This window comes from uncultured Aquimarina sp. (assembly GCF_947492965.1).
Taxonomy (GTDB): Bacteria; Bacteroidota; Bacteroidia; order Flavobacteriales; family Flavobacteriaceae; genus Aquimarina.
Genome location: NZ_CANLOZ010000004.1, coordinates 1 through 13,606, shown reverse-complemented (window position 1 = coordinate 13,606; position 13,606 = coordinate 1). Strand labels below are relative to the sequence as shown.

Annotated in this window: 12 protein-coding genes; 6 read left to right on the top strand and 6 right to left on the bottom strand. The window is 33.6% G+C overall.

All coding sequences use genetic code 11. The features are described 5' to 3' along the window. The first annotated feature begins 46 nt into the window (after nt 1-46). The 4 genes from trpB to Q1B37_RS11290 all read left to right on the top strand — a co-directional run bounded on the left by trpB (nt 47) and on the right by Q1B37_RS11290 (nt 2,948). Nucleotides 47-1,228, top strand: coding sequence for a tryptophan synthase subunit beta (trpB, locus tag Q1B37_RS11305; RefSeq protein ID WP_219010584.1), 1,182 nt, complete (start codon nt 47-49; stop codon nt 1,226-1,228). A gap of 162 nt (nt 1,229-1,390) precedes the next feature. Then, nucleotides 1,391-1,693, top strand: a complete 303-nt coding sequence (locus tag Q1B37_RS11300) for a GIY-YIG nuclease family protein (protein WP_299898734.1) — start codon at nt 1,391-1,393, stop codon at nt 1,691-1,693. A 135-nt stretch (nt 1,694-1,828) separates the two neighbouring features. Further along, entirely contained in the window at nt 1,829-2,590 is a 762-nt protein-coding gene (gene trpA / locus Q1B37_RS11295) for a tryptophan synthase subunit alpha (protein ID WP_299606409.1), read from the top strand. A 97-nt stretch (nt 2,591-2,687) separates the two neighbouring features. Further along, nucleotides 2,688-2,948 (top strand): DUF6576 domain-containing protein, encoded by a 261-nt coding sequence (locus Q1B37_RS11290; protein ID WP_299898732.1) that lies wholly within the window; start codon nt 2,688-2,690, stop codon nt 2,946-2,948. Nucleotides 2,949-2,953: 5 nt separating this feature from the next. On the opposite strand, the gene Q1B37_RS11285 is transcribed toward Q1B37_RS11290, so the two are convergent. Beyond that, complete coding sequence (locus Q1B37_RS11285) at nt 2,954-4,222, bottom strand: hypothetical protein (protein ID WP_299898730.1); 1,269 nt, start codon at nt 4,220-4,222, stop codon at nt 2,954-2,956. Nucleotides 4,223-4,436: 214 nt separating this feature from the next. Between Q1B37_RS11285 and Q1B37_RS11280 the strand changes: the two genes are divergently transcribed. After that, on the top strand, nt 4,437-5,018 hold the full coding sequence (locus Q1B37_RS11280; RefSeq protein WP_299606401.1) for a DUF1287 domain-containing protein: 582 nt from the start codon (nt 4,437-4,439) through the stop codon (nt 5,016-5,018). A 13-nt stretch (nt 5,019-5,031) separates the two neighbouring features. Here Q1B37_RS11280 and Q1B37_RS11275 read toward each other — a convergent pair whose 3' ends face one another. From Q1B37_RS11275 to Q1B37_RS11255, 5 genes are all read right to left on the bottom strand, one after another. Further along, entirely contained in the window at nt 5,032-5,685 is a 654-nt protein-coding gene (locus Q1B37_RS11275) for a uracil-DNA glycosylase family protein (protein ID WP_299898728.1), read from the bottom strand. Between the two features lie 73 nt (nt 5,686-5,758). Next, the gene (locus Q1B37_RS11270; protein ID WP_299898727.1) at nt 5,759-7,417 is read right to left on the bottom strand and encodes an MBOAT family O-acyltransferase; all 1,659 of its coding nucleotides are present in this window, start codon (nt 7,415-7,417) and stop codon (nt 5,759-5,761) included. Next, a complete protein-coding gene (locus Q1B37_RS11265) occupies nt 7,410-8,690 on the bottom strand; it encodes a GDSL-type esterase/lipase family protein (RefSeq protein ID WP_299898725.1) in 1,281 nt (426 codons plus the stop codon). The genes Q1B37_RS11270 and Q1B37_RS11265 overlap by 8 nt, the downstream gene beginning before the upstream one ends. Beyond that, entirely contained in the window at nt 8,677-10,191 is a 1,515-nt protein-coding gene (locus Q1B37_RS11260; RefSeq protein WP_299898724.1) for a lipase, read from the bottom strand. Before Q1B37_RS11260 ends, Q1B37_RS11265 begins: the two co-directional genes overlap by 14 nt. A 144-nt stretch (nt 10,192-10,335) precedes the next feature. Continuing rightward, nucleotides 10,336-10,938, bottom strand: coding sequence for a hypothetical protein (locus tag Q1B37_RS11255; protein ID WP_299898723.1), 603 nt, complete (start codon nt 10,936-10,938; stop codon nt 10,336-10,338). A gap of 422 nt (nt 10,939-11,360) precedes the next feature. Here Q1B37_RS11255 and Q1B37_RS11250 point away from each other — a divergent pair. After that, on the top strand, nt 11,361-13,606 hold a 2,246-nt coding region (locus tag Q1B37_RS11250), incomplete at its 3' end, for a hypothetical protein (RefSeq protein ID WP_299898721.1).

Sequence of the window (13,606 nt, the reverse complement as noted above, 5' to 3'; positions counted from 1 at the left end):
TGAGGAGAGCGAAGGTCACGCCCAAAACACAAAAACAAAAAATAAAATGAGCTATCAAGTAAATGAAAAAGGTTATTACGGAGATTTTGGTGGAGCATACATCCCAGAAATGCTATATCCAAATGTAGAAGAATTACGATCTACGTATTTAGACATTATGAACGAACCTTCTTTTAAAGAAGAGTTCGATCAACTATTACGCGATTATGTAGGTAGACCATCACCTTTGTATTATGCGAAACGACTTTCGGAAAAACATAATACCAAAGTGTACCTTAAACGCGAAGATTTGAATCACACAGGAGCACATAAAGTAAACAATACTATTGGTCAAATCCTTGTTGCCAAAAAATTAGGTAAGAACAGAATCATTGCAGAAACAGGAGCCGGACAACATGGTGTGGCTACAGCAACTGTTTGTGCGTTAATGGGTATCGAGTGTATCGTATATATGGGAGAAATTGATATCAAACGTCAAGCTCCGAATGTAGCACGCATGAAAATGTTAGGTGCGGAAGTACGACCAGCCAAATCAGGTAGTAAAACCTTAAAAGACGCTACTAACGAAGCTATTAGAGATTGGATTAATAATCCAGTAGACACCCACTATATTATAGGTTCTGCTATTGGACCTCATCCCTACCCTGATATGGTAACTCGTTTTCAGTCTATTATTTCAGAAGAAATCAAATGGCAGTTAAAAGAAAAAGAAGGTAGAGAAAATCCGGATTATGTTGTAGCCTGTATCGGTGGAGGAAGTAATGCTGCCGGAACTTACTATCATTTCTTAGATGAACCGAGTGTTGGGATCATAGCGGTAGAAGCCGCCGGAAAAGGAGTGAACAGTGGTGAAAGTGCTGCAACTTCGCAGTTAGGTAAAGAAGGAATCATTCATGGATGTAAAACCTTATTAATGCAAACTCCTGATGGACAAATCACCGAACCTTATTCTATTTCTGCAGGATTGGATTATCCAGGAGTTGGGCCACTACATTCGCATTTATATAAATCAGGACGTGGAGAGTTCTTTTCGGTAACCGATGATGATGCAATGACCGCTGGTTTAGAATTATCTCAGTTGGAAGGGATCATTCCGGCTATCGAGACATCGCATGCCTTAGCAATTTTTAATGACAAAAAATTCAAACCAGACGATATTGTAGTGATTAGTTTATCCGGAAGAGGTGATAAAGATCTAAATACGTATATCGATTATTTTAAATTGTAAAATTAGCAATGAGTATTTAGTCGTTAGTGTGAAAATTCTAATGTCTGGAATACTTCGTTTCTTCCATATTTTATAGTTTAATACTCAATAAAATAATATAACTATATAAGAAAATTAAGAAATTGTCATTCCAGCGTAGGCTGGAATCCATAATAAAACAAAATGCTAAAACCAGAACATCAATATGCTGTATATATTCTTTCAAACAAGAAAAACGGAACACTTTATATAGGGATGACTAACAATCTTGAAAGAAGAGTTTTTGAGCATAAAAACAAATTGATTGACGGCTTTACAAAAAAGTATAACCTGAATACATTGGTTTACTTTGAAACTCATCAGTATGTAAATGATGCTATTATCAGAGAAAAAAGATTAAAAACTTGGAAAAGACAATGGAAAATTAATCTTATAGAAGAAGACAATCTTTCTTGGAATGATTTGGCTTCCGATTGGTATAATTAAATATACAGAATGGATCCCAGCCTACGCTGGGATGACAAAATAAAGATAAACCATCTAAGAAAATTAACAGCTTGTATTTAATATCAAAGTCATTTTTACTCAACACTTTATACTAAATACTCAATATTAAAAAACATGAACAGAATAAACACAGCTTTAGCACAAGACAAAAAGCTATTATCTATATACTTTACGGCAGGATACCCATCATTACATGACACAAAAAAAATCATTCAAGATTTAGAAAAAAGTGGTGTAGATATGATCGAAATTGGATTGCCTTTTAGTGATCCTTTAGCAGACGGTCCAACCATCCAAGAAAGCTCTACAGCAGCTTTAAAAAATGGAATGACCACCAAATTACTTTTCGAACAGTTAGAAGATATTAGAGAAACTGTTTCCATTCCGTTAATCATCATGGGATATTTTAATCCAATGATGCAATATGGTGTAGAAGCATTCTGCGCAAAATGCCAGGAAATAGGAATTGATGGTTTAATCATTCCAGATTTACCTGTTGCTGAGTATCATGAACAATACCAAGAAATCTTTGAAAAATATGGATTAATCAATGTATTTCTTATTACTCCACAAACTTCTGAAGAACGTATTCGTTTTATAGATAGTGTTTCGAATGGGTTTATTTATATGGTAAGTTCTGCAAGTACTACAGGTGCAAAAAACACTTTTGGAAATGTACAACAAGAATATTTTGAAAGAATCGAAGGGCTTCAATTAAAAAATCCACAAATCGTAGGATTTGGAATTAGTAATAACGAAACCTTTTTACAAGCTACTAAAACAGCAAAAGGTGCCATTATTGGATCTGCTTTTATTAAACATCTAACCCAAAATGGCGCTGATGCGGTGGAAGATTTTATTAAGCAAATACGATAATATGGTACAAAACTTATAACATACTATATTTTTCTATATTTTTAATCCTAAATACATTGAGACAAATCCAAGAACTTCTATAACAACATCATAACTGATGAGTTTTATATCTATACCACTAATAATCGCAATTATTCTGATTTTCGTATTCATTAAATGGTTTAAACCAGGGTTTTTAGAATTTAAAAAAGATATTCAGAAAAAACCAGAAGGCTTATTAGATGTAGATGATCGATATAACGTTAGTAAAGTTGAAAAGGAAAAGGAGCTCAACGATTTATTAGAAAAAATAAATGATCAAGGTATTGATAAACTAAGTAAAACAGAAAGAGAACGATTAGAAGAGCTATCTAAATAGCTTTGCTATTCTTTTTTGAATAAGTTGTCTAAGAATTTTTCTAATTTTTCTCTTTTTAATTGCTGAATATTCAATTTTACTTTTGATATAAAACCATAAGAACCTCCATCGATTCGCATAGAACCAGAGATATACAATTCATCTTTATCATCTAAATGCATCTTCCCTAAATCGAGAATAGGATACTTAAGATAAATCGAAGTTTCACCATTTATACCATAGCTAGGATCTACTTCACCGGTATCTAATAGTTTTTTGATCAGTATTTCAAGTTCATTATCCAAACTTGTAGAAATAATAAACACTTCTCCTTTTTTATTTACAACAAAATTAGTGTTATAAATATCAGCACTATAGCTCATTTTTCCACTATCATAAAATGAGGTATCAGGTGTACCATCAACATCATATTTACGAATATGATAAACACCTTCAGAATCATCTTCCATTTGAGAGGTGTATAGCTTTTCATTACATAGTATAATCTGATCAAAGGATTGATAATTCTCTTCGATAGTAATACAATCCAACTTATTATAAGCCATCTGATCACTATCTAAACTTGCCAAATAGGTAGCTTGCTCTTGTCCTCCATCTATAGATTCAGAATACGCTAATAACAACTGATCATTATCCATTGCAGAACAATTGAGTGTAAAATCATGATCGTCATATAAGCCAGCTGATAGTGTCTCTCCAACACCCGAAAGCTTAAGAATCCCAATCTTTTCTTTTTTAGCAGCACTATTAACGTTAAAATGCTGCACCTTGGCCACAACGATTATTTCGTCTGTAGAAGAAGCATGGATATATTGACCATAATTATCATCAAAATTATCCATAATATTCTTTTTGTAGAATCCGCTACTACCGAAACCAATATTCATCATACCATCTTCATAAAATTCATTTACGGAAACCATCCAGCTATGCCCATTCCAAAAATTAGATAGCACCAATACACTTCCGTCTTCTTTAGAATCAATTGCTACAGGTATTGTATACTCATTATTAAAACTACCTGTTCTAGCCGAAAAATCAGTATCCTTCTTACCGTTTTTATATAAACGTACCAAATGCTTTTTGGAGTCTGCCTCGTATAAGACATTAATCTTGCTTTCGGCAACAACATCGAAATCAATGATATGAGATGATTCTGATCCAAGTTCTTTAAATACTAACAAACCATTTCTAGAAAAATCTATGTCAAGCTGTTGGCCATAGGAATAGCCTGCTAGCAGAAATATAAAAACAAATAAATGATGAATTCTCATAACGAAATATCCTAGTAACTAATTTTAGTCACCTTCGCTAAGAGGTATTATTTCAGATGCAGACTAGGGGGACGAAAATAAATACTTGTTTGTATTTTGAAACAATTCATTTATTTTTAATCTGGCCTCAAAAAAAAGAATTAATCTTTTATAATGCAAGATTTTTCTTAATAATAAAACATTAATAACGTTAATAAAGTCAAAATAATATTTCATGCATAAACTTATTCTATTCTTAATCACTTGTACGTTATGTAATATCATAACAGGCCAAGAAGATTTTTACAAAAAGTTATCTGATGCTACCTTAACATTAACAGAACAAAAGGTTACGTACGACCCTTCTTATTTCTCCATTTCCTATCCTAATGGTGACGTACCTAGTGATAAAGGCGTATGCACCGATGTAGTTATAAGAGCTTATCGCAAACTAGGAATCGACCTGCAAAAAGAGGTACACGAGGATATGAAATCAAATTTTAGCAGCTATCCTAAGAACTGGGGATTATCTAAAACTGATAAAAACATAGATCATAGAAGAGTTCCTAATCTTATGAAGTTTTTTTCCAGATTTGGTACCGTAAAATCCATTTCCAATAAGCCCGAGGATTACCTACCTGGAGATATCGTTTGTTGGAGTTTAGGTGGCGGACTCACGCATATCGGATTGGTTGTAGATAAAAAATCCAGTGACCAAAAACGTTATCTCATCGTACATAACATTGGCGGTGGACAAGTACTAGCTGATTGTTTATTTGATTATACCATTATTGGGCATTATCGCTATCAAAAATAATATTCGCAATATCTTAAAAGAACTCACGATATTGCATCATTCGAAAATCAATGGTATTAAATTTTGGGTCTTTACTTTTTAAATCTTTATAAAGTTGTAGACTACCAATGGCTCGATTTGCAGTACCTGAAGGAGCTGTTAATGAAACTGTTTTTATAAAACGATTATCTAACTGAAACTGATGAATTCTAGGAATTTCGTTAGATATTACCTCTAACCTAAGGTTATAATCTTTCAAATGCTTTCTAAAAAAATATTCTGGTCCATTTTTACTATTACCTCCAGTAAATATGAGCATCTCTATTTCGGGATACAGTTTTAAATAAGACACAATATCTCTCAGTTTTGGATTTTTCATTCCTAAATCCGAAGCGTCTACTTTTTCACGAACACAGCTACCCACAATATCACAAACTCCTATACCTCTTGAAGTCAAAAAGTTTCTGCGCTGTTCTGCAGCTTCATGAGTCGTTTCAAATTTTAAATTTAGATCAAAAATCTTATCTAGTACAGGCCATAACAATCCATTGCTACTTCCATAACAGAAATCAACATCTCTTTCATTTAATTCTCCTGTTGTAAATCTCGGTGGCGGCAATGTCCCTACTATCAATTTAGTAGCACCTTCAGGGAAAAATGGCTCATATGGATGAATATGATGAAACACGCTTACATAATTTTATACTGATGGAAATAAAGTTCTTTTATGACAACTTTTAAATCGTATCTTAAAATTAAGATTAGAACTGAAAATAAATAAATGGTTGAAAATCGGCTGCATAAGTTTGATAACATATAATTGCTACTATTGTAGCTATAAGACCTTTGATAACAATATTACTTTTTATAAACTGTTCTAATATCCAATCTTTTGTTTTATAGGGTAACCAATGGGTAATATATCCTATGAGCATTACGATAAAAACCAATCTATACTCCCATAATACCGTTAGAGCGTTCCCCCAATCCATATTGGTCATTACTGCCTGATAGAAACGATCTATATGATCCATACTATTTCCTCTAAAGTAAATTCTAGTAAAAGTTATAAATGCGAATGTTAATGCAATTCTCCACAATAACGCATACCAAGCTGTAGAATTCTCATAAGGGCTAATTTTACGCCAATATTTATAGGTTACAATCCCAATACCGTTAAGACCTCCCCAAATAACAAATTTCCAAGAAGCACCATGCCAAAGGCCTCCAACCAACATTGTAATCATGATATTTACATTCCTATTAAAATGCCATGCTACTTTAGAAGAAAACACCGTTATGATTAATAAAAAACCTATGAAGGCTGTGGAAATGATAGCAACACCAAAATCCGCAAATGCAAAAGCTCCCAAAAAGGTAAATACAATAATAAAAACGTAAGAAAAAATACTTCCATTACGATTTCCTCCTATAGGAATATATAAATAGTCTTTTAACCAACTTGATAAGGATATATGCCAGCGCCTCCAAAAATCCCCACAATGAATAGCTTTATAAGGAGAGTTAAAATTAACGGGCAATTTATACCCCATAAGTAGAGCCAATCCGATAGCAATATCTGTGTAACCAGAAAAATCTCCATAAATCTGCAAAGAATATCCGATCATTGCCATGATATTTGTAAATCCAGAAAACATATCCGGCACATCAAACACCCGATCCATAAAATTCATGGCTATAAAATCTGCAAACAACATCTTTTTAATCAATCCTTTTAGGATCATAAAAGTTGCATTACCAAATTCTTCTTTGGTAATTGAAATTTCCTTTCTGATTTGAGGAACAAAATCTGCAGCTCTAACGATTGGTCCGGCTACTAACTGAGGGAAGAAACTTACAAAAAACCCAAAATCAATGATCGATTTCAAAGGTTCTATTTGCTTTCTGTATATGTCTACACTGTAACTAATCGTTTGAAAGGTGTAAAAAGAGATTCCTACTGGTAAAATGATAGTATCTACGGTAAAATAATCTGCATTCGCCCATGAATTAGCAAATTGGGCTAAATAATTAATTACCTCATAATCTGTATTAAAAAGAGTATTATAGGATTCTGTAAAGAAATATGCATACTTAAAATAACATAGCGTACTAAGATTAATAATTACACTAAATGCAACCAGTAGTTTTTTTACTATAATTGATTTACTATGATATATAGCCTTTCCTAAAAAGAAATCATTTACAGTACTAAAAAGCAAAATACCAATAAACAGACCACTGGTTTTGTAATAAAAAAGTAAGCTAATCGCAAACAAATATGCACTTCGTAAATTCTTTTTACTGTAAATAATTGCATACAGGAAATAGATCACTGCGAAGAAAATCCAGAAATCTGCTTGTGTAAATATCAAAGGAAAATCCTCCGAAAAAGAAAAAATGTCTATTAATCTATTCATTAATAATTTGATTCAAAACAGAATTAGGAGCTAACTGTAATTCTTTTTCCCATGAATTCGTAATAGCCTGTAATAATAAATCTGCTTTAATTCTATATCCCAATTGTGTAAAATGTATTCTGTCTTTTGGCATCAGTTTATGTTGATACCAATCTCTGGAAGAATTAAATCCTCCCATTATTTCATAAAAATCCCAAACGGCCATTTTATGTTTCTCGGCCAATTTATAGATAATTTTTTGCATTACCCTTGTTCTAGGATTTGGATATTTCCTTTTGTAATAAGAATCATTAGGTACAGTTAACAAAATAGCACAATCAGGATTGGCTTTTTGTACGTTCAAAATAAGATTCTCGTAATACATGGTATACTCTTCTGGATCAAAATCAGGATGGTACGCATCATTGGTTCCGACCGAAACGATAAATAAATCAGGAGTATACAACATCAACTGATCATTAAAGAACTTACAGCGATCATAATAACTAAAACTAGCACCATTAACTCCAATTGTAGTGTACTGTACTCCAGGATTATCATTCATAAGCTCCATTCCCATCATTAAAAACTCTGGGTTTTCTGGATTTCCTATTCTTTGTACACAAAACTCTAATTCTTCTAACGTTTGTGTCAATACGTATTCTACAAAATGAGCTTCTTTGTTTACTTTGGTGTCTGCTATTAAACCTTCTTCTTTAAATCGAATTTCATAATCTTCACTCCAGTTATCATAAAAGATTCGAATCCTATTAAAATCATATTGTTGCGCATCATATCCTCTGTGATTCGCCTTTATTTTAATATTAGCAATAGAATCTTTAAAAACTGCCGTCACACCAGACATTCCCCAAGCAACACTATCTTTTTTGATGGAACAACGGTATCCAGTCCAGTTTCCGTCGTACTCAACATTATAGTTACTTGGATTGTTGGTATGCGCTATTTTATATGGAAAAATAAAACCCCTTTGTCCTTTGGCAGTAGGACTCATATGCTGTAAATACGTCCTTAATCTATTGGAATAAATATCTGCTTGAATATGAGAGCCTCCAATATGAAAAATATGAACATTTTCTTCTTTTCCTTTGGCAATGGTATCAAGTTTTCGAAATAGCTTCGCAAACGAAGGAGCATTTTCTACAAACTTAATCTGATTGGCTTTCCAATTGATAAATGAATATTTATTCTGAATGGTATCCAAAGTGTAATCTTGTCCCCAGACTAAGGAACTAGACAAAAACACATAAAAACATACTATTTTATGTTTCATCATTCAGTTCTTCTTTAAGATCTAGATATAAAGCGGTAAAAAATAATTCTGAAATAATTTTAGTTCCTTTCCATGTAAAATGCATGTAATCATTCGCAGTTAACTTCTCTTCTACCCAAAAAGGCATGGATCCCTTTCCTCCCATTGCATCGTACATACTCCAATAAGCAACATTATTCTCCGAACAAGTTTGTATGAGTTTTTCATTCAGATAAGGTAACAATGGATAAGTTTCCATTTTACCATTAACAGGAAGGCACATATCTGTAGGGCCAATAAATATAAAACTTGCATTCTTTGTCCTACGTCTTAACCAATTAATCTGATTTACCATAGATTTTGCATAGCTATCCACTTTTGTAGAATCTTTAAGATATGGCATTGTATTCCCTCCATACTGCATAATTATGATTTTGGGGTTTAAGTTTCTTGCCATTTGTCCATATGCAGAAGCATTTGTACTAGAAAAAATGGTTCCCGAAGAACCTCGCATAGCCACATTATCCATTTGCACTTTTGAGCCTCCGTCCAATGTAAGTCCATAAAAATCTGCACTTATCTTACCTTCCAATTCTATTTTTAAATTACTTGGAGTAGTATTGGTTTTGATTTTATATTTATGATACTTACCATCTGCTTTTAAACTATCTTGTTGAATTAGCTTATCGTTGTTGTATACTGAAATTTTTATTGGGTAGTTACAGTTTCCATAATGTAATCCAATATTCGTAAACCTTCTAAATTTAGCATAAGCTTTCTTAGATTTACCAATCACAACAGATGCTTTTATAATTGGCATAGAATCCAATGCAGTACTATCTGGAGGCGTTTTAAGATGTTTTGTAAATCTCGAAACTGACATATAAGCACCATACTTTCTATGCTTAAATTTTTCTTGCGTGGGATCAAATCTAGCATACCTGAACCAATTCTCACTTGGTTTTACGATCGCTGCAATTTGATTATAAACAGGTTTCACAGGAATAAATCCTGGTCCGCTACCACCATACATCCCTTGTAATCTATTTCTAATATATCCTGTAATCCTATCCCCCTCAATTTGCGAATCTCCATAATGAATAATTCTACAAGATCGGGAAGAAAGTTTAGCTTGCAATTCTTTAGCAAAATCAGGATTGCTGGCAGGATAACGTATCCGTTCAATCTGAGTAGTATCTATTTTAGAAAAATCAGGACGTTGAATACTATCTTTTTTAGCAACCATCTCAGGAGAAGTATTTTCTTCTAAATCCCCTTCGTCGGCTACAGGAGTAACAACCTCCGTTACTTTTAGTATATCTTCTTTAGTAAGCGAGGAATCTTTTTCTAAAGCTAAAAAAGTCTTATAAGTAGGATATTTTAAAGATAACCCTTCATAAGAAAATCCATCTTCCTGAATCTGTTCTTTTTGGATCCCTCCTTTTTGACTTAAAAACATTAGTCCAAATAATCCACCCAATATGAGTATTAAGAATAGGGATATTTGAATAGGTTTGATTTTCAAGATTCTCGGGGGACTTTGATTTCTGTAAAAATAGAAAGTTTTTGCGAAATGCAAAGGGAATATAAAGGGTTAATGCGAATCCAATCAGAATTATAGGTATTATTAGTTACTTAAACTAAATAAAAAGGTGATCAAATATTTACTCTAGGATAAGGAAGTCAATAGTTTTTTAACGTCATTTACCACGCCTCGATATCTATTACGATTGGGTTTTGACATATGTTGAGATTCTAAAACAATTTCAGATAAGATTTCTTTTGCATCTGCATCTTTTCCTTTTTCTAAAAAGAATTTAGCTAGTGTATAACGTTCTTCATAATTAGAATAGCGTTGATCTATTGGTTTAAGGTTCTTCTCTGCTTCTTCAGATTTCCCCTCTTCTTCCAGCGCCAAACCATATAAAAACTGACTTCTGGAACCTTTAAAATCCGATCGTTTTGAGATATGTTCTGCACAAAAAATAACTTTTTGGTATTCATTTGTTTGATAATACCCTTCTAATAGCTTTTTAACTACTCCAGGATCTGATGTATAGTTCCCTTTTAAAGCTATTTCATATTCTCCGATACCAGATTTATAATCACCTATTTCATATAGAGCATCAGCCAGATTTATTCGATTTTGAAAGGTGTCAGCAAACTCTACTTGCCTTCTAAGGTCATTAACTTTTTTTGTTGGATTAATGACACTTACAATTTCATTTTGCACTTTATCAAGATCTCTTTTATTAAATACTTGAGTTACCAAATAGATGAGGCTACCGATTACTGGAAGAAACAAGATCAAAAAGTACCAATAGTACTCACGTCTATTTTTAATTACATGATAAATACAAAAAACTTGCAACGCTATAATTAGGAAATAAGGCATGTCGCAAAAATAGAAAACTTAGCTATTTCTAACTAAAAATTTAGAGGCTTTAAAAAAGTAATTTAAGACACATTAAAAGTAACTTTTTCATGTCAAAAATCACTTTGCTAAAAGAAGCTTAAACAACCCAAAGTTATCAACAAAAAATAATTATCTATATTTACACCGTAAACATTTAAAAACCTCAGAGTCATAACAGTAAGTACTTTTAAAGAATAAAGCTCTTAATTTATATTGTTAATAACTTTTAAACAAGGTGTTGACAACTCTAAAAGAGGTATGCCCTAAATATTTTTAAAGTGAAAAAAAATACATTCTTTTTTTTATTATTGATTATATTACATAACGCTCATAGCCAGTGTACTATAGAAAATGAAGACCAGACACTTATCGGTGCAACAACGGGTAATTCTGGACAAAGCTTCACTCCTACTTGCAATGGAATTCTTGATAATATTAGAGTGGTAGCTACTTTTAGCACACTGGTCACGGTTACCCTAAGAAGTGGAGAAGGATACTCTGGAACAATCTTAGGAACACTTAGCAACCAATCAACCAGTCCATCCGGAAATCCTATAACGTTTACTGAATTTGATTTTTCAGCCTTAAACATAATATTAATCGCAGGACAATCCTACACCTTTGATGTTTCTAGTGAAATTAATCTAATTTATGACAACGACGATGCTTTAGACTATATTGATGGACAACGTTATCAAAATGGAAGTGCGCAAGTGGGAACTGATCTGTTATTTAATGTAAATCTTACTGCTATTCCTTGCACCGATCCAGATGTACCAATGGTAACCCATAGTCCTACAACAATTTGTAATGGCGAATCCACCACTTTAACAATCAACGGAAATCTTAATGATGCTACAGAATGGCATATTTATACAGGATCTTGTGGTGGAACTGAGATAGGAACAACCACCTCATCAACTTTTGTAGTTACACCATCCGCTGCAAATACTACGTATTTTGTAAGAGGTGAAGGTGGTTTATGTGTTGTACCAGGTGCTTGTGGAAATACTAACGTTGTTGTTACTCCAGACGATGTCGTTACTTTTAATGCTCCTGCAGATCTATGTATCGATGCTGGAATACAAACAGGATTAGGTAGCGGCAGTCCAAGTGGAGGAACGTATTCTGGGAACGGTGTAACTGATGATGGCAATGGAACTACTTATTCTTTTAATCCTACTACCGCAGGAACAGGAACCCATACAATAACATATACCAGTTCGGGCACCTGTAGTTCTAGTGCAAGTGATACTATAGAAGTATTTGAATTACCAATAGTATCCTTTACAGCTCCAGCTGATCTATGTGTAGATGCTGGAATACAAACAGGATTAGGTGGTGGAACTCCGAGTGGAGGAACGTATTCTGGAAATGGAGTAACTGATGATGGCAATGGAACTACTTATTCCTTTAATCCTGCTACAGCAGGAACAGGAAATCAAAATATTACCTATAGTTTTACCAATGCAAATGGGTGTACTGATACTGCTTCTGATACTGTAGAAGTGTTCGATCTGCCAACAGTATCCTTTACAGCTCCAGCTGATCTATGTATCGATGCTGGAATACAAACAGGATTAGGTGGCGGAACTCCTAGTGGAGGAACATATTCTGGAAATGGAGTAACTGATGATGGCAATGGAACTACTTATTCTTTTAATCCAATTACCGCAGGAACAGGAAATCAAAATATTACCTATAGTTTTACCAATGCAAATGGGTGTACTGATACTGCTTCTGATACTATAGAAGTGTTCGATTTGCCAACAGTATCCTTTACAGCTCCAGCTGATCTATGCATCGATGCTGGAACACAAACAGGATTAGGTGGTGGAACTCCGAGTGGAGGAACATATTCTGGAGACGGAGTAACTGATGATGGGAATGGAACTACTTATTCCTTTAATCCTATTACTGCAGGAACAGGAAATCAAAATATTACCTATAGTTTCACCAATGCAAATGGGTGTACTGATACTGCTTCTGATACTGTAGAAGTGTTCGATCTGCCAACAGTATCCTTTACAGCTCCAGCTGATCTATGTATCGATGCTGGAATACAAACAGGATTAGGTGGCGGAACTCCTAGTGGAGGAACGTATTCTGGAAATGGAGTAACTGATGACGGCAATGGAACTACTTATTCATTTAATCCTATTGCTGCAGGAACAGGAAATCAAAATATTACCTATAGTTTCACCAATGCAAATGGATGTACTGATATTGCTTCTGATACTATAGAAGTGTTCGATCTGCCAACAGTATCCTTTACAGCTCCTACTGATCTATGTATCGATGCTGGAATACAAACAGGATTAGGTGGTGGAACTCCGAGTGGAGGAACGTATTCTGGAAATGGAGTAACTGATGATGGCAATGGAACTACTTATTCATTTAATCCTACTACTGCAGGAACAGGAAATCAAAATATTACCTATAGTTTTACCAATGCAAATGGGTGTACTGATACTGCTTCTGATACTGTAGAAGTGTTCGATCTGCCAACAGTATCCTTTACAGC

Bases quoted from the DNA above. Each gene is read 5' to 3' on its own strand.
- trpB (WP_219010584.1), top strand. From the start codon at position 47: ATGAGCTATCAAGTAAATGAAAAAGGTTATTACGGAGATTTTGGTGGA.
- Q1B37_RS11300 (WP_299898734.1), top strand. From the start codon at position 1,391: ATGCTAAAACCAGAACATCAATATGCTGTATATATTCTTTCAAACAAG.
- trpA (WP_299606409.1), top strand. From the start codon at position 1,829: ATGAACAGAATAAACACAGCTTTAGCACAAGACAAAAAGCTATTATCT.
- Q1B37_RS11290 (WP_299898732.1), top strand. From the start codon at position 2,688: ATGAGTTTTATATCTATACCACTAATAATCGCAATTATTCTGATTTTC.
- Q1B37_RS11285 (WP_299898730.1), bottom strand. From the start codon at position 4,222: ATGAGAATTCATCATTTATTTGTTTTTATATTTCTGCTAGCAGGCTAT.
- Q1B37_RS11280 (WP_299606401.1), top strand. From the start codon at position 4,437: ATGCATAAACTTATTCTATTCTTAATCACTTGTACGTTATGTAATATC.
- Q1B37_RS11270 (WP_299898727.1), bottom strand. From the start codon at position 7,417: ATGAATAGATTAATAGACATTTTTTCTTTTTCGGAGGATTTTCCTTTG.
- Q1B37_RS11265 (WP_299898725.1), bottom strand. From the start codon at position 8,690: ATGATGAAACATAAAATAGTATGTTTTTATGTGTTTTTGTCTAGTTCC.